This is a genomic window from Rhizobium deserti, assembly GCF_004358025.1.
GTDB lineage: Bacteria > Pseudomonadota > Alphaproteobacteria > Rhizobiales > Rhizobiaceae > Neorhizobium > Neorhizobium deserti.
Window position 1 is genome coordinate 606,801 of sequence record NZ_SMTL01000003.1, and the last position, 23,146, is coordinate 629,946.

Sequence of the window (23,146 nt, forward strand, 5' to 3'; positions counted from 1 at the left end):
AAGGAGAGGATCAGGAAACCGACGACTGGAACGTGTGCACTCATGTTTTGCCTCCGCAAGCTTTCCTTGCTAACCAGAGGGGCAGCGCGGAGTTCCGAAAGCAGGCGGTATTTCCAACGAGTTTTCGATCGGAAATGGCGAAGACAAAAGACGAACTGCTGCTATTCTGCAGCCAGACCTTCTGCCTGCAGGCGCCACATGCGGTCGAAGAGATTTCCCTTCTTGCGCAGTTCCGCGGGCTTGCCATCTTCGACAATCTGGCCCTGCTCGACGACAATGACCCGGTCAAAGTTCGAGAGCGTCGACAAGCGGTGGGCGACCGCGATGACCGTGCGATCATGCATGAGCTCCACGATCGATCGCTGGATCTCCATCTCAGATTCCGTGTCGAGTGCCGAGGTCGCTTCGTCAAGGACAATGATCGGCGCGTCCTTGAGGAAGGCGCGGGCGATGCCGATCCGCTGCCTTTGTCCGCCAGACAACTTGGTGCCACGCTCACCGACAATTGTGTCATATCCTTCCGACAGTCCGTGGATGAACTTTTCGCAATGGGCTGCCTTGGCCGCCCTAAAGATTTCATCATCGGTCGCATCGGCCCGGGCAAACCGGATATTTTCCATGACCGTGCGGTGAAGCAGGGTTATCTCCTGCGGGACCACGGCCAGCGACTGGCGGAGACTATCCTGGGTGACTTCGTGTATGTTTTGCCCGTCGATCCAGATGCTGCCGGAATCGATGTCGTAGAGGCGCTGGAGAAGATGGACCAGCGTCGACTTGCCCGCTCCCGATGGGCCTACGATCCCCACCTTTTGTCCGGCCGGGATCTTGATATTGATGTCATGCAGGGCTTCGCCGGCCTTGCCATAGGAAAATACCACATTGCGGAACTCAACCGATCCGCCGCGGCGGGAAAGCACCGGCGCGTCATCGACGTCACGCACGGTCTGGCGCTGGCCGATCACCTTCAGCGTATCTTCGATGAAGCCGAAATGCTGTACGAGTTCGACGAGCGACAAGGCCATGTCGCGCGAGCCGTGCAGGATACGGAAGGTCAAGGCGCTGACGACCACCACTTCCCCCGGGGTGATGCTGGCCCTGCTCCACAGCAGCACAGCCCAGGTCAGCATGCCGCCTGCCAGCACCCATAGAGCAATATCGTGCATGAAGCGGGCGCGCTCGGTATACATCCAGCTGGCGCGCTGGGCATCGGCTTCGGCCGTGAACAGGTTGGAAAGGCGCTTCCTTTCGCGGGCATGGGCCGAGAATGCCTTGACCGACCACATATTGGAGATCACGTCCACGAGGTCGCCGGATGCTTGGTTTGCTTCTGCCGCAAAGGTCCGGTGCAGATGGCGGCCGCGCTCGCCGAACATGATCAGGCCGGTCATCAACAGGACAACAGCGACGGCAAGCGCACCCGTCATGCCCCAGTCGACGGTGGAAAAAACGATCAGGGCGCCGATGAAATCGATACAGGGCGGCGAAATGCGCCAAACAAGCGTGTTGACGAAAGCACCGAATGCGCCTGCCGTCGAGGTCAGCCTCTGGCCGAGCGAACCGGCAAGGTTCTCAGCAAAATAGCGGATCGGCTGGCCAGCCAGATAGTCGAACAGATCAAGACGCATCTTGACGCCGACGCCGACAGTGGCGCGGCATCCAAGCCAGCCGCTGCACCGCCAAAGCAGGCTTTCGGCCGCAATAAGGCCGATGAAGCCGGACAGGGCAATGAAGGCCGGCGTCGTATCGTGCTGCGAAGCCATGGCGTCTACCAAGAGCTTCATCATGTACTGCACTGCCACAGCGCAGGCGGCCGCAGTCGTCGCCATCACCATCAAGGTGGCGAACTGGCCGGGCCGCGTCTTGACGTAGTGCCAGATGAAGGCTTTAGGACCGGTCAGATAGTCCGGCCTGTCGACGTGATGGGGCTGAGCTTCGTTCGAGTGAGCGCCGGTCAAGCTAAGCATCGGCAAAGCTCCCAGCCTTGCGCGCAAGGTCCGACAAATGGCCATAGCGGCGCATTTCATCGAGCAGACGGTGATGAACCTGGCGCTCTCCGCCTGGACCCGGTGTCCCGAGCAGGCCCACTTCGCAGGTGCGGTCATTCTCCCAACCGGGATAATCCAGTACGGGATAAAGGCAGATCCCCTTGATCGGCACGCCGCGCCTCAAGGCATCCTCCACTTCGGAGCAGACATAATGCATCCAAGCCGGAGCAGCCGAACCTTCCGCACCGGTTTCGCTGATAACGAGCGGGCGCCGATAACGTTCATAAGCTTCCACCAGCATGTCTGAGAGGGGCCGATAGGAATGATGCCCCAGCGGGATGGTGGAGCCGCCGAGATACCATTGATTGTCCGGATAGAAGTTCAGGCCTATGAAATCGATATTGTCGATCCGTCCGCCGAGTTCCGGCTCCAGGCAACCGGTCAGCAGATCCGTCGCCTCGAACTGCGACAGGCGGTAATTCTCCGCTTCGGTCTGCCAGGCCTGGTCGCCGCTGCCGCCCGAAACATTGATCAATGGCTCTGCTGTGATGAAGCGTGCCTGCGGATCGACCTTGCGGATCTCATCTGTCGCCGCAATCGCTGCCCTGACCAGTTGCCGCTTTAGTTCGGCTCCACGACCGGTCGCGCAAGGGTTGATCTTTTCGGAATCGCCGCCGGCCCAGGCCCAGAAGGACATTTCATTGACCGGGCAATAGAGCCCGCTGCGCCCTGTTTCGCTGCGGATCAGTTCCGCTGCTGCCGCGGCGAAGCGGGAAAAGCTGCTGACGAATTCCGGCGACCAGATATCGAGATGATCCGGCCAGCCATAATGACACAGGTCCCAAATCACTTCGGTCTGGCATTCCGCTGCGCCGCGCAGCATAGGCAGGAAGCTCGACCAGTCGTATTGCCCCGGTGAAACTTCGATGAGGTGCCAGCGCAACCCGTCCCGGACCGTGGAGATTCCGCAGTTCTGCAGCTGCCGGTAATCGGAGCCTGCCAGGACGTCATGGGTCGTGGTTCTCAAGAGGTCCAGGCGGACCCCGTCGGCACGCCGATGGCTCGAGCATTCAAAACCGCCGAGGAAGAAACTGCGCAGCATGTCGTTGCTCATGCCAGGGCTCCGTCGAGTTCTTCCGCAGAAGCGGTCGACGCTGCAATCGTATAGCCTGAAGCCTTCGGCGTGAAGCGGGATAGTGCGTCAAAAAGCGATGGCATGATGGCCCCCCGTATGCTTTCCAAGGCGACGACGCCGGATTGGCTGCCGGAAGAATAGGATTTTGCTGCTGGACTGCTTGAAAGCCCGTCCATCAGAAGAAGCTTCGCCAACTCGGCGGCGGAGCTAGGTGGCTGACTGGCCAGGTGCCAGAGCCCCCATTCCTGATCGACCAGAAGATCCAGGGCTGCATGCGCGAGATCGGGCGCATAGGTCGCAGAAACGAGATCGGGCACGGTTTTGGCGCCCTTGTGGCTGGTCATCCAGCCCCGCTCCTGCTCTCCATCGGTGAACACCGGCGTCGTGCGCACAAGAAGGGCTCGCTCGTTGGCCTGGAAAATGGCTTGCTCCACGTCCCGGCGCCCCAAAGCCTCTTGCGTTTCAAGGTTAGGCGCTTCTGCCTCCGTCCAGGCATGCGCCCCGTTGATCGTGAACATCTGCACGGAAGAGATGGACATGAACTGAACCTTGGCACTGGCACAGGCGGCAGCCAGGGCTGTTTCCAATGCGCCTGTGACCGTACCGGTCGCGCCGGTGCCATTGACGATAACAGCCCATGGCCGCTCGGCCTCAAGGCGCGCTTTGAAGGCCAGCAGCTCCAGCGGCTCTTCCATCCGCAACGGCAAGCCAACCGGTCGCAAGCCGCGATGCCACGCGATCGTCGTCAGGCAATGAGCGAAAGAGCCGTCTGCCGAAAGGATAAACAAGGAACGCATCTGGTCGTAAGGCAGGGCGATCGACGGCTGGACGTAGAAACGCTGCTCCCGACGCCACCAGCCCGGCGCCTTGAGAACCGGATGATCGAAATTGCCGGTCTCGGCTATCTCTTTTGTTGCGCGGCCGATAGCGGTCCGCCGCGGCTGCGGCGAGCGTATGTCGTAGGCGCCCGGCTCGTAGTGCTGGTTGTTGAGCAGAAGAAGGCTGTTCCAGTCCTTCAACCCTAAAAGCGCCCAGACGGTGACGGCGCGGATATCGGCGCCCTCGGCCCGAAGCGCCTGCGCCGCATTCCAGACCTCGTGCAGCCACCGCAGTTGCTCGTCCCGGGTCGAGCCATGATGGCATTCGGTGGCGGCAAGCGGGCGCTTGTAACGGAGCCAGGCTTCCCTCAGCCGCGCCTGCGGCCCCGTTGCATCCGGCTCCATCGGCACCCGAACCGCTTCCAGGTCCGCGTAACGGTGACGGCCATTGCCGCCAAGGCCGATGCCCGGCGGTATGGCGCCACGCCGGTTCTCCAGGAAGCGGTCGCTCGTGAGATAATGGTTGATCCCGATCACGTCCGGCATGCAGGGATTGTCGACGAAAGCCTCAAGCTCGGCCTCGTCTATGCCATGACGGCAGAGGATTTCAAACCAGGGGTGATGCCGGTCGACCAGGCCATGCAGCAGGTCGAAGGTCAGCCAGCGACGCTGGTTCTCGTGTTCGGCCTGATAAGCCAGGGCCGGGGAGCTGAAGATCTTGCCGAGATCCTCCGTCTGGATCAACCTCGCGCCCGGCGTCACCTCTCGTATGGCACCCATGGCATCCGCGATGGCGCGGCACTGGTTGACCATCATTCTGGCAAAGGCATTCATGCTTTTGCGATGGGGATACCAGTGACCATAAAGACCGGAAAAGCGGGCCGTCGTCAGGGGTTCGTTGATGGGCGTGAAGTCGGTGACATGCGGACAGCGCCGCGCCACTTTTTGGGCATAGGCGGCGAACAGGGCCGGGAATTCCCGGTCCATAAGGCCCGTGAACGAAGGACCACTGCCGTGGTGCAGCAGGCCGAGGATCGGCCTGATCCCTAGATCGCTCATTCGCGCCAGGCGGCGATCATGCCAAGAGAAATCTACCTTCGAAGGCGAAGGGCAGACCTTCTCCCACAGCACCGGATAGCGCAGCGTGCGGATGCCCAGGGCGGCGATCCGATCCAGATCCTCCTCGCGATCCAGATGGCCGGTTTCAGCCACCTGGTCCCGCCAATCTTTCCTGATCCGGACAACTGAACATTCAACGCCGCCCCAGAGCTCCAGCTTGTCGGGCTGAGCCCTTGCGGTCATAAAGGCAGACCCGCAGGCGTGACGAAGTCGGCCGCATGACCATTGGCCTTGCCCAAACGCTCATCGCCCAAACTGTGATCGGCTGGAACTTCCGCCTGAATACGCTTGAACGTCGCCAGGGCCTGGCCCACCACCTGGTCCATATTGTAGTAGCGATAGGTGGCCAGCCGTCCGACGAACCAGACATCCGGCGTTTGCCGCGCCAGTTCGTCGTATTTGCGGAAACGCTCGGCATTTTCCGGGCGAGGGATGGGATAATAAGGATCGCCATCGGCAGCCGGATATTCGTATGTCAGGCTCGTTTTCGAATGCTGCTGGCCGGTCAGGTACTTGTATTCCGTTACACGCGTATAGTCGTGTTGCATCGGACAGTTCACTACCGCGACCGGCTGATGCCATTCCTTTTCGAGCGTCACATGCTCGAAGCTCAAGGAACGGTACGGCAGGCGCCCGAACCGGTATTCGAAGAATTCGTCGATCGGGCCGGTAAAGATCAGCCGCTTGAACTGAACCTCATCCACGACATCTGCATAATCCGTCTGCAGCATGATGTGGATGTTGGGGTGAGCCAGCATCTGCTCGAACATCTTCGTATAGCCGTTCAACGGCATGGCCTGATGCTGGTCGGTAAAATAGCGGTCGTCCCGGTTGGTACGGGTGGGAACCCGCGACGTCACGGACTTGTCGAGCTGCGACGGATCCACGCCCCATTGCTTCAGCGTATAGCCGCGGAAAAACTTCTCATACAGCTCGCGCCCGACCTGGCTGACCACGACGTCTTCCGAAGTCTTGATTTCCTCAACCGTTTCGGCCCGAGCTGCAAACCAGTCCGTTAGCTGTTCGGAGGTCAGGTCGAGGCCGTACAAACCGTTGATCGTATCGAGGTTGATCGGTATCGGCAGCTGCTTTCCGTCCACTTCTGCCAGCACCCGGTGCTCATAGGGCCGCCATTGGGTGAACCGCGACAGGTAGTCGAAGATCTGGTCGGAATTGGTGTGGAAGATATGCGGCCCATATTGGTGGATCAGCAGACCGGCCTCGTCGAACCGGTCGTAGGCATTGCCACCGATATGCGGGCGACGGTCGATGATGAGAACCTTTTCGCCCCGTTCCGTGGCCAAGCGCTCCGCCAGTACGCTGCCGGCAAAGCCGGCACCGACGATCAGCCAATCATACATTCACGCTCTCCCGACGGGCCGGCGCACGGATCTTCTCAACCGGCAGCATGACGCGGTCGATCGCTTCCCTCATGCGGTCCCAGGTCTTGTCCCAGGAGTTCTTGGAAAGATGCTCATCAACGGTCAAAAGCCAAGGCTGCTTCGGGCGAGACAAGAGCAGATCGCATTTGGAAATCATTTCTTCCGCCCCATCGGCTATTTCCACCAGCCCCATCTTGCCATAGGGCCTGACGACATCCTTGATCGGCGTCGAAACAACGGGAACGCCGGCGGCCAGGAATTCAGGCGTCTTGGTGGGGCTGATGAAACGGGTGGCTTCGTTCATGGCAAAAGGCATGATGCCGACATCCCAGCCCTTCAGATAGCGCGGCAGGTCGCGGTATTCGCGACCGCCCAGCCAATGCAGGTTGGAGCGCTGCGGCAGCGAGTTCGGGTCGATCTTGACGACGGGGCCGATCATCACGAACTGCCAGTCCGGCCGCAGGTCGGCAAGCTGACCGACAAGATCGATATCCATGCGCTCGTCGATGACGCCGAAGAAGCCAAGCCGCGGGCCCGGCAGGCTTGATTGGTCTTCAGCCTGATCGAGGGAGGCAAGGCGCGCCTTTCCGAAATGGCTGACATCTATGCTGCTGGGGAAACAGCGCACATTGTGATGACGGCCCTGCTTTGCCTCATAGAGGCTTTCGCCGCCGGTAAACACGATGTCGGCGCGCTCGAACAGCTCGCGTTCCAAGGCGAGAAGCGGAGCCGGAGCACCGCGAAATGCTGAGAGCTCGTCCATGTTGTCGTAGATGCAGACTTCCGGCCGCACATGACGGGAGAATTCCAGGGCCATCGGGGTATAGTACCAGAAGATCAACGGCCGGTCCGGCAGGGTCGCCAGCAGATCATCAAGCAGCTCCCGCTGGATGTTCACCACCTGCTCTCCCGACAATCCGTGCGGCAGAACCGGCACTCCGACAACCACACCTTCATCGGTCGTACGCAGGTCCAGACGCGGGGAACTTACGTCCTCAAAGACAGGTTCTTCCAGAAAATAAACGATGTCCGACTTGGCAGCGCGCGAAAGCAGATGCTGTGGTCTCTGATAAACAAAGTTCCAGCGAAGATGTGAAAAGCAGATGAGAAGGTTAGTGGATGCGGCAGGTATGTTTGGAATAAGGCTAGAGATTGCACGCATGAACGCTCCTTGCGGTGCCGATGTGATGACGATCTACATTGAAATGTTCTGCAGTAGGGCATGCTGCAAACCGGACTGAGAGGTGGAAGTTCCCGATCCGGTGATATTTATTGTCACGGCACGATACTGCCTATGTTAGAGGCATTTCTGTGCGTCCGCTTGGCCACTGGATGTGAACAGGCGTGACTTCGACAAGGCGGCCGGCGCTTCAACCCGACGCACCACCGGCACAGGTCATCGGGCATCAGTGCCGTTGATCCCCTTCTAAAGGACGTATCCGTGAGACTGTTTCGCGTGCTTCTGGCTGCTGTTTTCGCTTCGTCCGTGGCGGCAGTATCTCCTGACACTGTCGTTGCCGTTGACGTCGACAAAGGGAATACCAGCGAATGCCTGTTCAAGAGTAACGAGGAGGATGCCTCCCGGCAGCTTTGCATCCGGCGTGACAGCTACGGGCCGGATCTCTGCCATGTGATGGAATCCGCCGCCCTCGCCAATGCCGTGCCGCCTGAGTTTCTTGCCCGGCTCATCTGGCGCGAAAGCCTCTTCCAGGCTGATGCAGTCAGTCCCAAGGGCGCCGAGGGCATTGCCCAATTCATGCCGGAGACCGCACGGCGCAAGGGCCTTTCGAACACATTCAACGTGGTCGAGGCTCTTGCCGCCTCGTCGCGATATCTCAGCGACCTACGTCAGCGCTTCGGCAATCTTGGCCTCGCGGCAGCGGCCTATAATGCCGGTGAGGCGGGCCTCGACAACTTTCTCAGGACGGGCAGGCTTCCTATAGAAACGCGCGACTATGTGTTTGCAATTACCGGCTATCCAGCCGAGACCTGGCGTGACAAGCCGCCGGAGACCGCTGCTCCGCCACTGGACGCTTCTAAGTCCTTCCTAGACGGGTGCATCGAGCTTGCAGCAAGCCGCCGCCTCCGGGAGCCGATCCTGATGAATTCTGCGGACTGGGCGCCTTGGGGCGTGCAGTTGGCCGCTCATTACAATCCGAGCGTCGCCAGCCGCCTTTTCGTCAATGCGGTGGAGAAGCTTCCCCAGCCGCTGAATTCTGAACGAGCGCTGGTGGTGCGCCAGAAAAGCGGAAACTTTGGCCGTCGGACGCGCTATGCGGCACGGATCGGGCGGAGGACCCGGGTCGAAGCCACCAAGCTCTGCAGTCAGATCAAGGCAGCCGGCATCCCCTGTACGGTGTTCCGGAACTGATTGTTAGGCGGCGATATCTGATCTGCGTCAGGCGAGCCAAGGTTGGAACCATGGGGCCGAGATCCGGTTTGGGCAGCAAAGGAGAAACACCATGCTCACGCTCAAGCTCATCCGTCCCGCCCTTGCCTTCCTGCTGCTTTGCGCGCCGGTATCGCTTGCCCAGCAGGGCGGCACGCTGACGCCGGACACGTCCAGCTCCCAGGGGGTCAATTCCGGCGGCCCCCTGGGCAGCCAGGCGGTGGAGCGCCCGACCAATGCTATTCCCGACAGCGTTAAAAAGGGTGGCGAAGACTGCCAGAAGATGGCGAACACTGTGTCAGGCCAGCGGCCTGCGACATCCGGCGCGAACGAGCCCCAGCCCCAAATAAAATGCGAAGGGAAGTAAGGACCGCCCCTCCTGCAGGACGAATCTAGGCCGGGCTGCTGAGGCTCATGACGGCGCCATGCGGGAACATTTTCCGCGGCAGGCAGTTCTGCGAACAACATTCAAAAGGAGAAAGAATATGGCTGCCACAGACGCCCGCACGCTCTTCGTTACCGGCCTGAAAAACGCGCATGCCATGGAAAACCAAGCACTTTCCATCATGAAGCCGCAGTTGAGCCGGATTGAAAATTATCCGGAGGTTGCAGCCAAGCTGGAACAGCATATCCGCGAAACGGAAGGCCAGATCGCTCGTCTGGAAGAGCTGCTGACAAGCCTTGCCGAGGATCATTCCTCGTTGAAGGACATGGCGCTTTCGCTCACCGGCAGCATGGCCGCGTTGAGCCATACGGTTGCCGGCGACGAGATCATCAAGAATTCGCTGGCCAATTTCGCCTTCGAGAACTTCGAGATTGCCGCTTACAATTCACTGATCACCCTGGCGGAGTTCGGCAGTTTCTCGGCCATGACCGCGCCTCTGCAAGCCAATCTCGACGAGGAGATCGCCATGGCGAAATGGCTGGAAGACAATCTCCGTCCGCTGACGCTCAAGTTTGCCTCGCTCAAGCAGGCCGGCGAAACAGCCAAGGTCTGATCACGGAACTTCATCCAGAACCCGTACAATTACCTCCGATGCGAAGCGAGCTTCGCATCCGGAGGTAATTGCGTTTGAGCTCCAGGTCAGCGCCTGCCACCAAGGCCAGCAGAACCGGACGCGCAGGATGGCAGCAAAGGCTTCCGCTGTCGCCTGCCCGCGACCGTTAGACCCATCGGTGATGACGGCAGCGGCTTTACCGAGATCCCGTGACAATCGATTCTGATAATTTGGTAGCAAAGGGCTATGAGCCGCAAGCGGACAGGACGATCCTGAATCTTCGTCGAAGATACGCTTGTCCAGGTCCGCAATCTTGTTCTCAGACCGGAACCGATTACCTTCGAGCAGGTTCCATTGGAAGACAAGCGCTGGAACGTCTTCCTGAAAGACGCCGGCTGCGTCGTGTGTATCAGGCGGGAGGGATGTGATGATGAAGGACTTACCGGTTCAGGATTTTGCGATCTCGCTGGAAGCCATGACGGATGATGAGATCTTCATGACGATGGCGCAGCTGGAACGACGCAGCGAAACTGCCGAGGGAGACGCGCAAGAGGAAATCTTCGCCCGGATCGCCCTCACCGAAGATCTTATCGAGCAGCGATATCCTGGGCAGTCGCTGACGCCCTACCGCGCCTGGAAACAGCGCCAGCCTATTCTCTAGCCAAGCATACGCCAGCAGTGCCTATCCTTTTCAACGCCGAGCGGAGCGCTCCAATGACCGATGACAAGCACGACCAGAAGCCGCCTGAAGCCGGGACCGACGATGCGCGGTCGGCCGATACGAAGGAAAGCAGCAAGCAACGCCAGGAGGCGGTCGATAAGGCGGCGGAAATGACCTCCAAGGTTCTCAAGGACGAGAAGTAGCCGCGGGGTCCGCCCCCTTGAGGACCATGATCCCATGCTGGCGGTCTGCTAGCGTACACAGGGGAACGACGCTCGCTTCGCTCGGTTCGACTACCGGCAAAAGGAGCAGCGTCATGAGAAACGAGATAATTGATCTACCTTATGTGGTGACCTGGCACATGCCGGTGCGCATCCGGGCAGGATTGGGACTTGCCGAGAATGTCCGTGGTCCGGAAGAAGCCCTGCACTGCCTCACCTATCGGTGGCCAGCTTCCGAGGGGAGCTGTTTCGATGCCGCCCGCCGCAAATGCGTTCTGGCACTAGAGAAGCGGGCTGCCTGTGAAGACGCGCGCGACATCTTTGTTTCTGCGGCTATAGAAGCACGCATGCTGGCCTGACTGGCCAGCGATCCCGACGACCGAGGCATCTGGCCGGTCAAGCGGCGCCTCCTAAGGACGCAGGCATCAAGTCTGCAGATGATCCTTACCACACTTTGACGCGGAAGACTGCCAGCCACTCGGGTTCGGTTGCAATGATCTCTGATGGACGATATGGAACCGCGCTCTTACGAACTTTTTGTCGTCGCTGATGTTAGCCGTGAGATAACCGCTTCCCATTGAAGATTGGCTCTTCGGGAAGGTGCTATGCCGGAAACGGCTCCACGGGAGATCATGCGTGCAGGGCCTGAAAATCATGATTGCGGGACCTTCTGACTTCCTGCCGGAAACAGTGCGTCAGGCTTGGCTTTCCGCCGGCATAGAACTTCTCGGGCCCTTTCCGGTCGCAAGCATCGACAGGAACCAGGCGCTCCACTCCAACGGGGTGGTCATCGACATATCAGAAAGCCCGGATGGGGTGTTCGCTCTTTCAGAAAATCTGGAAACCTGGCACGTCCCATTTCTCTACGCTTTGCCGGAAGGATCTTATTCGGCACGTACCGGCCCCTACATCCTCAATGACGTGGCAGATGATATCCAGGCGATCGTCAATTCGCTCCTCAGCGATTACGACATCGGCGTCCGCCACTAGCGGCTGGCGTCACTTGCAGCCATCTCCATTGCTGCACGGTGGCGGATCAACGTCCATTCAACCTACATCCAAATCAAAGGTTGCGTCACTCCTTTACGCTCGGTCTGACAACGTACCGTTCGATAGTGGAGCCTCGCGTGGACCTGGCTCCTCTGAATGAAAATGCAAGCAGCGTTCTCTTCGCCGGTTCATCTTCGCTTCGCGAGACGATTACGTCGTCAAGTATCATTTTTCCAACTGGCTTACGTACGCTGGCGGACAAAGCGAGATTATCACTGAGAAAATAGTATCTTGATGCAACTCACTGATGTGTCGAGAAGAAAAATGACAGGTAAACTGCCAGACAGCACGGTCTTGCTTCTCGAAGATCAGGCACTGATTGCCATCTATGTGGAGGAACTTCTCCACCAGGCCGGATTCGACCGTGTCAATACGGTTGCGTCCTGCTCCGACGCAGAGAGATGGCTTGAAGGAAACACGCCTGGGTTCGCTATCATCGAAACGAGGCTGCGGGACGGGAAAAGCGACGCTATCGCTTCCCTGCTGGAGCGGCGCAAAATACCCTATGTGGTGCACACCGCAGATGGTCACGGCAGTGTCAGCGCTTTCGGAAAGCAGAGAAGTCGCTGCTGGCTTTCCAAACCCTGTGATGCGGATGATTTTTTGGCAGCAATCAGCAAATGCATGCCTAAGGCGCCAGCTACTAACCAGCCGAATATGCAAGTGGAATATCTCAGCTGTCGAGCGGAATCCGGGTTAAACTAGCCAGCTAAGCATCGATACATACGTCCTGCTTAATCCAGTTGGTCCGCCAGCATCTTGCGGCCGCGGCTAATGCGGCTCTTCACCGTCCCGATCGGGCATTTGCAGGTTTCCGAAGCGGCTTCGTAGCTTTGGCCTTGCAGCAGAACCACATCCATGGCTTCGCGATAGCGCGGTGGGAGCGTGTTGAAGGCGCGCTGAAATTCGTCCATGCGCACGGCCCATTCCTGTGGCGCGTTGACCGACGGCCGCTGAGATACACAGTCGTCGTCTCCCACCCTTAGCCTCTTGCGGCTCTGGTAGCGGGTGCAGAAGGCATTCTTGGTGATGGTGAAGAGCCAGGATTTGAGGCTGGTGCCCTCGTGAAACTTATCGAGATTGGCCAGTGCCTTGCTGACCGCCTCCTGAACCAGATCATCGGCATCGGCCGGATCTCGCTCGAACCGTCGTGCAAAGGCTCTGATGGCAGGCAGCAGATCGACCAGTTCATTCTCCAGCCGAGCTTGACGGGACAGTTGAGACATTGCGGCACCTCTCTAGCACTGCCTCAGAACCAGACTTTGGTCTGATTGTTCCTTGCCTATTTGATATTCATCAAAATCAACATTACCCGCAGCACTCGGCATAGCCGAAGCTAAACACAGCGCCTGCTAATTAGAGGGTGCCGGCGCTGCCGGGTTCTGCGGATCGCGGACAGCCGGCGTGGCGTGGTCGCCTTCAGCACCTGGCTGATCCCTGTCCGGGATCATGGCGAGAATGCCGGCAATCACCACAATGGCTGCCGCCAACACGATCAACACGCGTCTGTTCATGTTTGCTCCTCCTACTCACTGCAAAGCCGGCTCCGCCGTATAAGACGTGCGGGCCGGCTCACCGAATTCGCGGCGCTCGTCAGGCTGGCTGGGCCGGCCCCTTCTGGTCGCTTTTCGCGTCGGAACCTTGCTGGTCTTCTTTCTTTTCGGCGCGCTTGAGTTCGTTATCGATAGTCTCGCGCGAGCCTTCGGCCGGATCTTTATCCTGGGGATCTGCCATGTCCATTCTCCTGTCGTTGCTCCTACCCAACAGATGCGCGTCGAAGATGTTCCCGCACCAGATGCGGGGTCATACACAGCCTACCTCGAGAGGGAACGAGCCGATTTGCACATGTGCTCACGTCAAAAGGCGCCGGCCTGAAGCCGACGCCTTTGCTTGATCTTCAGCCGCCCTTAAACGGCATCATCGACTGGTTCAGTGGGCGGGGTTGGCCGACGAACCCTTGCTGTCGCCGCGCTGAAGGTTCTTGGCTTCCTCGGCAATCCGATCGCGCGCTATGTCGTGGACTTCGGCGGCCACGGATACGGCCTTGCCGTAGACATCAGTCGCCAGGCCTTCCGCCTTGTCGAAGGTCTTCGACGCCTGTGCCGACAGGCGGTCCTTGACGTCGTCGGCCATGGCGCCGACCACTTCATCTTCCTGGCGAGTATGGGGCAGGGCGGCGCCGATCGCAGCACCGACGGCGAATGCCAAGGCTCCGCCGACCAGCGGCTGATCCTTGAAATGCTTGATGATGCTGTCGTTCAGGGCCGATCCCATATCCATGGAGCTGCGGCCCGCGCCGGTTGCTGCATCGCGCATGCGGCCGGCTGAAACGCTGACCGTATCGGTCACCTGCTGCCAGGTCTTCGACACCCATCCGGAAGCATCGTCGAAGAGCTTTCCGGCTTCGTCGCGGATGTCATGGATCTGCTGGCCGGACGCATCGGCAAAGCCCCGGAAGGTCTTGCCACTCTCGTCCATGAAGTGGCCGGCACGGCGGCCGGTTTCGTCCGTCAGGGCTCGGAATCGCTTGCCGGTGCTGTCGGCGAAGTGGCTGTAGCGGCTTGCGCCATCCGATTGGATTGGACCGGTACGTCGAACCTGTCCCTGCACGGGAGCGAGCGGATATTCCGTTTCCTGCACTTCGGCATAGGAAGCAGTCGTGTGCTTCGGTCCAGCCATCAACCATGCCAGGCTGACTCCCATCAGCGCCATCGGGATGGGGTTGTTCTTCAGCGCATTGCCGAGATTGGCAACATATTCGCCGCCACCGCTCGACTTGGCATAGGCAAGCGCCTCATCGACCATCTGGCCCGGCGACATGCGCTGCTGGATCGCGTCGATCCGCTCTTCGATGCGTCGACGGTCCTGTTCGATCTCGCGCTCAATTGCGGCGGAGCTCGTGTTTTCAGATGTATGGGCCATTATGTTCTCTCCTTGATCATCTGCGCATCGCGCCGCAGGGACGCGGAGGTGCGGTCAAGCTTCAGGTTGTCACCGCGCAGGGCGGCCAGTCCGCGGGAAATCATTCCCCAAGCCAACAAGGCGACCACCACACCGACAATCACCGCAGAAAGTGCGTTGGCGCTCGGTTCTGTCATGCCCTGATGCACGAAAAATGCAGTCAAAGCGCTGACAAGTGCCGCCAGGAGGACGCCGACGGCGGCAATCGCAAAGACCAGCCCGGCCGCGAAGGCCTCTATACCAGTCAGAGCATGCGACATCTTCTCGGAAGCTTCGGTCTTGGCAAGGTTGATCTCCTTGCGAAACAGCCCGGAAATATCCGAAACCAATCCGGTGACGAGTTCCGACAGGGATGCATTCTCAGCCGTATTAGCCATTGACCGGGCCCTCCGTCGCTGACTGGCTTGTGGACGTGAAGCTGGACGATGCCTGAGCATCGCCGAATGTGGCGGTACGCGGCGAAGCCGAAGCCGTCGGTTGCGTCGATGTGCTGGCGCCTGTCGAAGCAGTTCTGTTCGCACCCTGCGAAGTGGCCGTGTCAGCCGACTTGCCATGGTAGCGATGCGAAGATGCTGTCAGGAAGCGGCTCGCAGCCAGGCCGGCAATGGCGGCTACGCCGAGGAAGGCGAAAGGCTGCTTGCGGCCGAAATCTTCGGCCATTCCGGCAATGTCGCCGATATCGCGGCCCTTGATGTCTTCGGAAAACTTGCGGACGCTGGAACCGAGTGTCTTGGCGAGATTGCCGATCTGGGCCTGGTCACCCTGTTGCAGCTCGCCGCCGACCTTTTCCATGGCCGCTGCAATGCCGCTCATCTGCTCGGCCAGGAAGTTCTTCTGGCTTCCGGCCATGTCGAGAGCCTTGTCGGTCGCCTGGCTCATGCCGTCCTTGGCGGTCTGCTGGACGGTGCGCAGGTCTTCTGATACCTTGTTCCGGATGTCGATCGTGGCAGGCTTCTGCGCCGAGGCCTGCTTGTTCTGGCTGTCGCCGGTAGAGCCCGAAGACGGTGTCTGCGGCGCTGCCTGTGGCGATGTCTGCTCTTTGAAAGAAGGGTAGCTGGAGGACGTTGTCCCCGTGCTGCTCTGACCCATATCTCGTTCAGTCATGGAACTCTCCAGGAATGTGAGGACGATCATACTGCGACGGTTCGCAACGATCTGATTATCAACACAAACTAAAACAGTTTGTTCCTCAGCAAGACCGGAAGATTGCGTTTCAGCCCCTGTTCCGCGGCAGAATCATGCAAAGCATGTTCCCCGGCTTGCGGCGGCAAAATCAATGACCCCGCGAATGGGCTGCGGCGGCCCCGCCCGGAAGGGCGAAACCGGTTTTGGTGAACCAGCCATTTGCAAACGGCCGGTTCAAGGCAGTGGATGCTAGTGGCTGGATGGCCGCGAAGAGGCCACCGTTCCGGTTCCCGTCGCACCTGTTCCCGCTGCGGCCGTTCCAGTCCCGCCTCCGGATGCAGCACCTGCCGATGTCGACCGCATGTCCGGCAACCGCTTCACCGCGGCTTGTGCGACATTGCGGGCTGCATTGATGCCACCCGGGAAGCCGCTCCGGTCACCGTAGTTGCGCGCCGGCGCCTGCGGACGTGCATGCCGAACCTTGGTTGCCTGGTAAGCGATGACATCGAGAACAGTAATGCCGATCACCATGGCCAGAGCGACGCCGACATTATCACGCTTGTGATTATCGGGCCGCAGCGCGGCTGCCAAGGTCGCGATGTCGAGGCCGTCGCCGGCGACCCGGCTGAGGAGCCCTGCCTGCTTGTCAACGGAGAGCGTCAGCATGCCGGCGCCGATCTCGCGTGCGCCATAGGCACGGATCAGGTTTTCCTTGCCGCGCATGCCCAACAGGTTGGCGATGCGATCGGGAGCAATCAGCTCCGCCAGGCCGAGGCCGATGCTGAACCAGCCGAGACCGCGGGCCAGTGCGTCGGACGTTCCGAGCGAACTGGGCCCTGATCTGATGACTTTCGGATCGCCCTCTGAGCGTGTCATGTTGGATAGGAATGTCATGGTTGCACCTTTTCTTTAAGGTTTCAGGCGTCAAGGCTTGAGAACGACTTTGATGCAGCTGTCCTGCTTGTCGCGGAACACCTTGTACATTTCCGGTCCCTCTTCGAGACCGACAGTATGGGTGATGACGAAGGAAGGATCGATCTGCCCTTCCTCGATCCGGCGCAGCAGATCGTCGGTCCAGCGCTTGACATGGGTCTGCCCCATCCTGAAGGTCAGGCCCTTGTTCATGGCCGGGCCCATCGGGATCTTGTCGACAAGCCCGCTGTAAACGCCCGGGATCGAAATGATGCCGGCCGGCCGGCAAACATAGATCATTTCTCGCAGCACATGCGGACGATCGTTCTCCATCATCATCATCTGCTTGGCTCGGTCGTAGAGCGTATCGGGCTGGCCCATCGAGACATGGCTTTCCAAGCCCACGGCATCGATGCATTTTTCCGGGCCCTTGTTGTTGGTCAGCTCATTGAGCCGCTCGACAACGCTTTCCTCGCTGAAGTTGATGGTGATGGCGCCGCCGGCTGCTGCCATGGACAGTCGTTCCGGCAGGCAATCGATGGCGATGACCTGCTTGGCGCCAAGCAGGACGGCACTGCGGATGGCCATCTGGCCGACTGGTCCGCATCCCCATATGGCGACCGTATCGGTGGCTTCGATGTCGCATTGCGCGGCAGCCTGCCAGCCGGTCGGAAAGATGTCGCCGAGGAAAAGGACTTGCTCGTCGCTCAGAGTGCTCGGCACCTTGATATGTGTCTTATCGGCGAAGGGAACTCGCACATATTCCGCCTGGCCGCCTGGATAACCGCCGGTGAGATGGGTGTAACCGAACAGGCCGGCCGTGGTGTGGCCAAATGCTTTATCCGCCATATCCTTGTTGCGGTTCGAACGCTCGCAAACGGAAAAGTTGCCGCGCTTGCATTGGTCGCATTCGCCGCAGTTGATCGTGAAGGGGACGACGATCCGGTCGCCCTTCTTGAGGCTGCCGTTGATTTCGGAACCGGTCTCGACCACTTCACCCATCATTTCATGACCCATAATGTCACCCGGCATCATCGCTGGAATGAAGTTATGGAACAGGTGCAGGTCGGAGCCGCAAATCGCGCAGCTCGTGACCTTGATGATTGCATCCCGCGGATGCTCGATTTCCGGATCGGAAACCGTGTCACATCGAATGTCTTCTTTACCGTGCCAGACCAGAGCCCGCATGATTATCTCCCGTTCTTATCAACTTGCCGTCTGTTCGTGTCGTAGGGTCGAGGCCCGTGCCGCTTCGACGAAAGCGGACAGGGTGCGACTAAGGGACATGGTTGGAACCCCGAAGATTCGATAAAGTTTCATTATGGACGGGCGCAGATCAGGCATACCCGCTCATCATCGTAATTGTCAGACAACGGGAGGCACGCAGAAGAAGGTGATTTGTCCGGCTGCAAGATTTTTCCGAGAACTTGTCATGACTAAACTAGTTCAACACCGCTCTCATGGAAGAAGACTGAGCCTCTCGGTAAAATCTTCCTTCGTTCACCATTGGCCGGAACTCTCGTTTGCTGGCGCTGTTCGGCGCGCTGGCGGGCAAAAGGAGAAACTCCATGAATAGAAGGAATATTCTACTCGGAATCGCGGCGGCGAGCGTCCTGCCCATGTCCGGGACCATGTCGGGCGTTGCATTGGCTCAGACTTCCGGGATCGAGAGAGCCAAACTGGAAGCGCTTATGGGCGGCGATTACGCGACGGCAACCAGTCGACTAGCGGCTAGGAAAGCCAAAAATCGCCTGGTCAGAACATTCGCCGAGCTGGAGATTACCGAGCAGGCGGCTGTTGCCAAAGCCTTTGGTTCCCGACCGGGTGCTGCAGGTCTTAGCCGTCGTCATGCCATGCTTGTCGAGAAGCTGGCGGCCGTGGATGGTCCGACCTTCGACATGATGTATATCAACGGCCAGATCCAGGGTCACGAGGAGCTTCTGGCGATCCATAAGCGATACGCGAGAACCGGCAGTGATCCCATGGCGCGTGGAGCTTCGATCGTCGGCGTGCCAAGCATCCAGAGTCATCTCGTCATGCTCCGCGGCATCCAGAGCATGCTGAGCTAACCAAGGCTGAAAACGTCTATCAATGGGGTCCGCGGGCGGACCCCATTTCCGTATGCAGATCTACGGAACTTCTTCGTGTGATGGCGGTTGGAGCCGATTGCACCAACGGGACATAAGGGGATGCAGATGATCGACATGACTGTAAACGGTGAACTGCTGCATCTCGACGTGCCGGACGACATGCCGCTGCTTTGGGCGCTGCGCGACGTCGCCGGCCTTACCGGCACCAAGTTCGGCTGCGGCATTGCCCAATGCGGCGCCTGCACGGTTCATGTGGATGGCAAGCCGGTTCGCTCCTGCGTCATGCCGGTCGGCGCGGTCGGCAACCGGCCAGTCACGACTGTCGAAGGCGTATCCGAGACCCCGGTCGGCAAGAAAGTTCAGGAAGCCTGGCTCGACCTGGAAGTGGTCCAGTGTGGCTACTGTCAGTCCGGCCAGATCATGTCGGCCGCAGCCCTGCTCGGGCGCAATCCCGATCCCGACGATGCCGCCATCGACGCCGCCATGGCCGGCAATGTCTGTCGGTGCGGCACCTATCCGCGCATCCGCGCGGCCATCAAGCAAGCGGCAACGGCGTGAGGACGGGACGATGATGACAAATCCGCACGGTCCCGCCTATGGACTTCTTGAATCCACCGACCTCACCGTTTCCTCCCGCCGACGCTTCCTGCAGGGAACCGGCCTTCTGATGGGCTTTGTCTGGCTCGGCCGCAGAAAGGCCTTTGCGGCGGGCGAAGAGCCCAGCCTCAAGGTGATCGGCGGCGGTGGCGAAGACACCGGCAATGCCTTTGAAGGCTTCGCGCCGGGCGGCTTCATCCGCATCGGGCGCGACGGAAGCATTACCTTCGTCATTCCCAGCACGGAAATGGGCCAGGGCATCTATACCGGGGAAGCCATGCTTCTGGCCGAGGAGCTCGAAGTGGGGCTCGACCAGGTGCGGATCATGCCCGCGCCGCCGAACGAGGAGCTCTACCGCCAGCCGATCCTGAAATCCCAGGCAACCGGCGGCTCGACATCCATCCGTGGCGCCTGGGTCCCCATGCGGCAGGCGGGTGCTGCGGCACGCACCATGCTGATCGGCGCCGCCGCTGCCGAATGGGCAGTTCCGTCGGAGGAATGTCGCGCCGAACGGGCGGTCATTACCCACATCCCCTCCGGCCGGACGCTGACTTATGCGGCGCTTGCGGACGCGTCCATTCGGCAGCCGGTGCCGCAGGATGTGCCGCTGAAGGATCCCAAGGATTTCAAGCTGATCGGCAAGAACACACGCCGCGTCGATACCCCGAGCAAAGTCGACGGCAGCGCCCAGTATGGGATAGACGTCAAGGTTGAGGGCATGAAGATCGCGGCGATCTCCATCTGTCCAGTGCCGGACGGCAAGCTGGTAGCGGTGGACGACAGCCAGGCTCGCAAGATCAAGGGCGTCGTCGACGTGATCAAGATCCACAATGCCGTTGCCGTGACCGGCGATCATTTCTGGGCGGCGCGCCAAGGCTTGGCGGCCCTCAAGATCGAATGGGACTACGGCGCCAAGGCTTCCCTTTCCTCCGACAGCATCTGGGCCGACCTCAAGCAGGCATCCGAAACCGGCAAGCCGGTCATGGGTCGCAGCGAAGGCGATGCCGACGCCAAGATGGCATCGGCGGCAAAACGCGTGGACGCGGTTTATGAGCTGCCGCTTCTGGCGCATGCCACGATGGAGCCGATCAACACCACCGTTCACGTGCGGCCCGATGCCTGCGAGATCTGGCTCGGCACTCAGGCCCCGACTGCCGTCCAGCAGGTCGCCGCGCAAGTCTCCGGCCTGCCGCCGGAAAAGGTCATCGTCCACAACCACCTGATCGGCGGCGGCTTCGGGCGCCGGCTGGTTGCGGACTCGGTGCAGCAGGCCGTGGAATTCGCCAAGCAGGTGAGCTATCCGATCAAGATCATCTGGACGCGCGAGCAGGATCTCCAGCACGATCTCTTCCGTCCCGCCTATTACGACCGCATCTCGGCAGGGCTTGGGGCCGACGGTTTTCCCGTCGCCTGGACCGACCGAACTACCGGTGGATCGGTGCTGGGTTCCTATCTTCCGACCGGCCTGCCGGAGGGCGTGCTGGATTCCGACGCCATCGAAGGTGCCGCGCAGCCGCCTTACGCCCTGCCCTCCATTCGGGTCGATTGGATCCGCAAGGATCCGCCGATCAAGGTCAACTGGTGGCGCGGGGTGGGCCCGACCCATAACGTCTTCGTCGTCGAGAGCTTCATGGACGAACTCGCCCATGCGGTCGGCAAAGACCCGCTGGAATACCGGCGGGTGCTTCTGAAAGACAACCCACGCGCGCTTGGCGTGCTCAATCTTGCAGCCGAAAAGGCCGGATGGGGGAGCCCGCTGCCGGAGCGCACCGGACGCGGCATCTCGCTGCACGATTCCTTCGGAAGCTATCTCGCAACCGTGGTCGAGACGTCCGTGACGCCTGCCGGGCAGATCAAGCTCAAGCGCATCGTTGCCGCGGTCGATTGCGGCTTCAACATTCTTCCCGACACGATCAAGGCACAGATCGAGGGCGGCATGATCTTCGGGCTTTCCGCGGCCATGTATAACGGCATCACCTTCAAGGACGGTCAGGTGGAACAAAGCAATTTCCACGACTACCGCCAGATGCGGATCAACGAAGTACCGCCATTCGAGGTTCATATCATTCCGAGCACGGAAGGTCCGGGCGGTATTGGTGAATCCGGCACGGTTTCGGCTGCTCCGGCACTCGGTAACGCGATCTTTGCCGCAACCGGCAAACGGCTGCGCCGCCTGCCGTTCTCGCGGGAGGAATTGCAGGCTCCAGACATCGCCAAGCAGACATTGGGCATGGTGCCGCCTGTCGCTCTGGGTGTCGCGATTGCAGCCTCTTTAGGCGATGCGGAAACCGGTGGCTCATCGGGACATCAATCGCAGCCGGCCGAGGTCTGATCAATGAAGCGTTCTATCAAGATCCTCGCGGCGCTCGTGCTTGTCGCCGTCCTTGCCGCTGCCGCCTTCTTCTTTCTTCCGGCCGGCCTTGATGAAGTGACCGCCAGCAGCAACCAGCCGAAGGGCCAGGAACTGATCGAGCGGGGGCGTTATCTCGCGACCGCGGGCGACTGCATCGCCTGTCACTCGGTCGCCGGCGGCGGCGCTTATGCGGGTGGACTTGCCTTCAAGCTGCCCTTCGGCACCATCTATTCCTCCAACATCACGCCCGACAAGGAAACCGGCATCGGCGACTGGAGCGATGCCGAATTCGTGCGCGCCATGCGCCACGGCGTCGGCAAGAACGGCGAGGATCTTTATCCGGCATTCCCCTATACATCCTATGCGCTGATGAGCACGGACGACATGCTGGCCGTCAAGGCCTACCTGTTCAGCCTGCCGGCCGTGCGAGCGCAGACAGCCGAAAACTCCCTGTCATTCCCCTACAATCAGCGTTACCTGATGCGCGCCTGGAAGCTTCTCTTCCTGCCGAAGGAAACCTATCAGGCCGAGGCCAAGCAGAGCGAGGAGTGGAATAGGGGTGCCTATCTGGTCGAAGCTCTCGGCCATTGCGGCGAATGTCATACGCCGCGCAATCTCATGTACGGGCTCGATAGCGGCAAGAAGTTCGCAGGTGCCGTGACCCAGGGCTGGAAGGCCTATAACATCACCTCCGACAAGGACGGCGGCATCGGCAATTGGTCCGTCGAGGAGTTGACGTCCTACCTGCACACGGGCCATGCCGAGGGCCGCGGCGCGGCAACCGGGAGCATGGCCGAAGCAATCGACCTCAGCCTGCGGCACCTGACGGAGCAGGATATCCGCAGCATGGCCGTTTACCTGAAGACGATCCCGCCACAGCCGACGGATGCGGCCGCCAAGGTGGATCCCAATCCGCCGCTGATGGCCGCATCGCAGGCCTACGCGCCGGCCGCGCAGGAGACGGCAGACCGGTCGCTCGGCCTGACCATATTTGAAAGCGCCTGCGCCAGCTGCCATGCCTGGAATGGCGAGGGTCAGCAGTCACCCTATGCCGCATTGCGCGGCAGCCAGACCGTCAATGATCCCGACGGCACAAACCTCGTGCAGGTCATTCTCCAGGGCTCGCACATGACGACGCCCCAAGGCAGCGCCTTCATGCCGGCCTTTGCGGATGCCTATTCCGATGTCGAAATCGCAGCCCTCAGCAATTATGTGCTCGGCCATTTCGGCAACAAGAAAGCATCCGTGACCCCCGAAGATGTTGCGGCGGCGCGCAACCCGTCGCAGTGACTATTGCGCCGGCCGAGGCGCAATGACGCTTCGGCCGGAACAGTGCAGGCAGCCACCCGC

Annotated in this window: 25 protein-coding genes; 12 read left to right on the forward strand and 13 right to left on the reverse strand. The window is 60.2% G+C overall.

From position 1 onward, the window contains the following. Window positions 1–161: 161 nt before the first annotated feature. Genes E2F50_RS15100 through E2F50_RS15120 form a run of 5 tightly spaced genes read right to left on the reverse strand, consistent with a single transcriptional unit; the run spans window position 162 to window position 7,601 of the window. Complete coding sequence (locus E2F50_RS15100) at window positions 162–1,964, reverse strand: ABC transporter ATP-binding protein (RefSeq protein ID WP_133316977.1); 1,803 nt, start codon at window positions 1,962–1,964, stop codon at window positions 162–164. Continuing rightward, window positions 1,957–3,099 (reverse strand): beta-glucosidase, encoded by a 1,143-nt coding sequence (locus tag E2F50_RS15105; protein ID WP_133316978.1) that lies wholly within the window; start codon window positions 3,097–3,099, stop codon window positions 1,957–1,959. The genes E2F50_RS15100 and E2F50_RS15105 overlap by 8 nt, the downstream gene beginning before the upstream one ends. Beyond that, window positions 3,096–5,240: a family 1 glycosylhydrolase gene (locus tag E2F50_RS15110; protein ID WP_133316979.1), complete on the reverse strand. Its 2,145-nt coding sequence runs from the start codon at window positions 5,238–5,240 to the stop codon at window positions 3,096–3,098. Before E2F50_RS15110 ends, E2F50_RS15105 begins: the two co-directional genes overlap by 4 nt. Next, window positions 5,237–6,418 (reverse strand): UDP-galactopyranose mutase, encoded by a 1,182-nt coding sequence (gene glf / locus E2F50_RS15115; RefSeq protein ID WP_133316980.1) that lies wholly within the window; start codon window positions 6,416–6,418, stop codon window positions 5,237–5,239. The genes E2F50_RS15110 and glf overlap by 4 nt, the downstream gene beginning before the upstream one ends. Further along, on the reverse strand, window positions 6,411–7,601 hold the full coding sequence (locus E2F50_RS15120) for a glycosyltransferase family 1 protein (RefSeq protein WP_133316981.1): 1,191 nt from the start codon (window positions 7,599–7,601) through the stop codon (window positions 6,411–6,413). Before E2F50_RS15120 ends, glf begins: the two co-directional genes overlap by 8 nt. Window positions 7,602–7,886: 285 nt before the next feature. Here E2F50_RS15120 and E2F50_RS15125 point away from each other — a divergent pair, with 285 nt between their 5' ends. The 8 genes from E2F50_RS15125 to E2F50_RS15155 all read left to right on the forward strand — a co-directional run bounded on the left by E2F50_RS15125 (window position 7,887) and on the right by E2F50_RS15155 (window position 12,463). After that, entirely contained in the window at window positions 7,887–8,810 is a 924-nt protein-coding gene (locus tag E2F50_RS15125; RefSeq protein WP_425375390.1) for a transglycosylase SLT domain-containing protein, read from the forward strand. Window positions 8,811–8,901: 91 nt separating this feature from the next. Further along, complete coding sequence (locus tag E2F50_RS15130) at window positions 8,902–9,195, forward strand: hypothetical protein (RefSeq protein ID WP_133316982.1); 294 nt, start codon at window positions 8,902–8,904, stop codon at window positions 9,193–9,195. 118 nt (window positions 9,196–9,313) lie between these two features. Continuing rightward, window positions 9,314–9,826 carry a YciE/YciF ferroxidase family protein gene (locus E2F50_RS15135; RefSeq protein WP_133316983.1) on the forward strand — a complete coding sequence of 171 codons (513 nt, stop codon included), beginning with the start codon at window positions 9,314–9,316 and terminating at the stop codon, window positions 9,824–9,826. A gap of 427 nt (window positions 9,827–10,253) precedes the next feature. Further along, entirely contained in the window at window positions 10,254–10,487 is a 234-nt protein-coding gene (locus tag E2F50_RS15140; protein ID WP_133316984.1) for a hypothetical protein, read from the forward strand. Between the two features lie 53 nt (window positions 10,488–10,540). Next, window positions 10,541–10,690, forward strand: coding sequence for a hypothetical protein (locus E2F50_RS22970; protein ID WP_161974153.1), 150 nt, complete (start codon window positions 10,541–10,543; stop codon window positions 10,688–10,690). A 113-nt stretch (window positions 10,691–10,803) separates the two neighbouring features. Next, window positions 10,804–11,067 (forward strand): DUF982 domain-containing protein, encoded by a 264-nt coding sequence (locus E2F50_RS15145; protein WP_161974155.1) that lies wholly within the window; start codon window positions 10,804–10,806, stop codon window positions 11,065–11,067. Between the two features lie 277 nt (window positions 11,068–11,344). Next, window positions 11,345–11,698, forward strand: a complete 354-nt coding sequence (locus E2F50_RS15150) for a hypothetical protein (RefSeq protein WP_133316986.1) — start codon at window positions 11,345–11,347, stop codon at window positions 11,696–11,698. 291 nt (window positions 11,699–11,989) lie between these two features. After that, on the forward strand, window positions 11,990–12,463 hold the full coding sequence (locus E2F50_RS15155) for a response regulator (RefSeq protein ID WP_133316987.1): 474 nt from the start codon (window positions 11,990–11,992) through the stop codon (window positions 12,461–12,463). Between the two features lie 29 nt (window positions 12,464–12,492). Here the strand turns inward: E2F50_RS15155 and E2F50_RS15160 are convergent, their stop codons facing one another. From E2F50_RS15160 to E2F50_RS15185, 8 genes are all read right to left on the reverse strand, one after another. Beyond that, the gene (locus tag E2F50_RS15160; protein ID WP_133316988.1) at window positions 12,493–12,984 is read right to left on the reverse strand and encodes a sigma-70 family RNA polymerase sigma factor; all 492 of its coding nucleotides are present in this window, start codon (window positions 12,982–12,984) and stop codon (window positions 12,493–12,495) included. Between the two features lie 126 nt (window positions 12,985–13,110). After that, entirely contained in the window at window positions 13,111–13,272 is a 162-nt protein-coding gene (locus E2F50_RS22975; protein ID WP_161974157.1) for a hypothetical protein, read from the reverse strand. Between the two features lie 79 nt (window positions 13,273–13,351). Further along, the gene (locus tag E2F50_RS23245) at window positions 13,352–13,492 is read right to left on the reverse strand and encodes a hypothetical protein (RefSeq protein ID WP_202615467.1); all 141 of its coding nucleotides are present in this window, start codon (window positions 13,490–13,492) and stop codon (window positions 13,352–13,354) included. A gap of 195 nt (window positions 13,493–13,687) precedes the next feature. Continuing rightward, entirely contained in the window at window positions 13,688–14,680 is a 993-nt protein-coding gene (locus E2F50_RS15165; RefSeq protein ID WP_133316989.1) for a DUF3618 domain-containing protein, read from the reverse strand. Continuing rightward, entirely contained in the window at window positions 14,680–15,096 is a 417-nt protein-coding gene (locus E2F50_RS15170; RefSeq protein WP_133316990.1) for a phage holin family protein, read from the reverse strand. The genes E2F50_RS15165 and E2F50_RS15170 overlap by 1 nt, the downstream gene beginning before the upstream one ends. After that, window positions 15,089–15,823, reverse strand: coding sequence for a nutrient deprivation-induced protein (locus tag E2F50_RS15175; RefSeq protein ID WP_202615462.1), 735 nt, complete (start codon window positions 15,821–15,823; stop codon window positions 15,089–15,091). Before E2F50_RS15175 ends, E2F50_RS15170 begins: the two co-directional genes overlap by 8 nt. A 270-nt stretch (window positions 15,824–16,093) precedes the next feature. Then, window positions 16,094–16,738, reverse strand: coding sequence for a hypothetical protein (locus E2F50_RS15180; protein WP_245515423.1), 645 nt, complete (start codon window positions 16,736–16,738; stop codon window positions 16,094–16,096). A gap of 30 nt (window positions 16,739–16,768) precedes the next feature. Further along, window positions 16,769–17,944 (reverse strand): zinc-dependent alcohol dehydrogenase, encoded by a 1,176-nt coding sequence (locus tag E2F50_RS15185; protein WP_133316991.1) that lies wholly within the window; start codon window positions 17,942–17,944, stop codon window positions 16,769–16,771. 380 nt (window positions 17,945–18,324) lie between these two features. Here E2F50_RS15185 and E2F50_RS15190 point away from each other — a divergent pair, with 380 nt between their 5' ends. From E2F50_RS15190 to E2F50_RS15205, 4 genes are all read left to right on the forward strand, one after another. Further along, window positions 18,325–18,825 carry a DUF4142 domain-containing protein gene (locus tag E2F50_RS15190; RefSeq protein ID WP_133316992.1) on the forward strand — a complete coding sequence of 167 codons (501 nt, stop codon included), beginning with the start codon at window positions 18,325–18,327 and terminating at the stop codon, window positions 18,823–18,825. Window positions 18,826–18,951: 126 nt separating this feature from the next. Then, entirely contained in the window at window positions 18,952–19,404 is a 453-nt protein-coding gene (locus E2F50_RS15195) for a (2Fe-2S)-binding protein (RefSeq protein WP_133316993.1), read from the forward strand. A gap of 10 nt (window positions 19,405–19,414) precedes the next feature. Beyond that, entirely contained in the window at window positions 19,415–21,775 is a 2,361-nt protein-coding gene (locus E2F50_RS15200; RefSeq protein WP_342635733.1) for a xanthine dehydrogenase family protein molybdopterin-binding subunit, read from the forward strand. Between the two features lie 3 nt (window positions 21,776–21,778). Further along, entirely contained in the window at window positions 21,779–23,086 is a 1,308-nt protein-coding gene (locus E2F50_RS15205; RefSeq protein WP_133316994.1) for a c-type cytochrome, read from the forward strand. The last annotated feature ends 60 nt before the right edge of the window (window positions 23,087–23,146 follow it).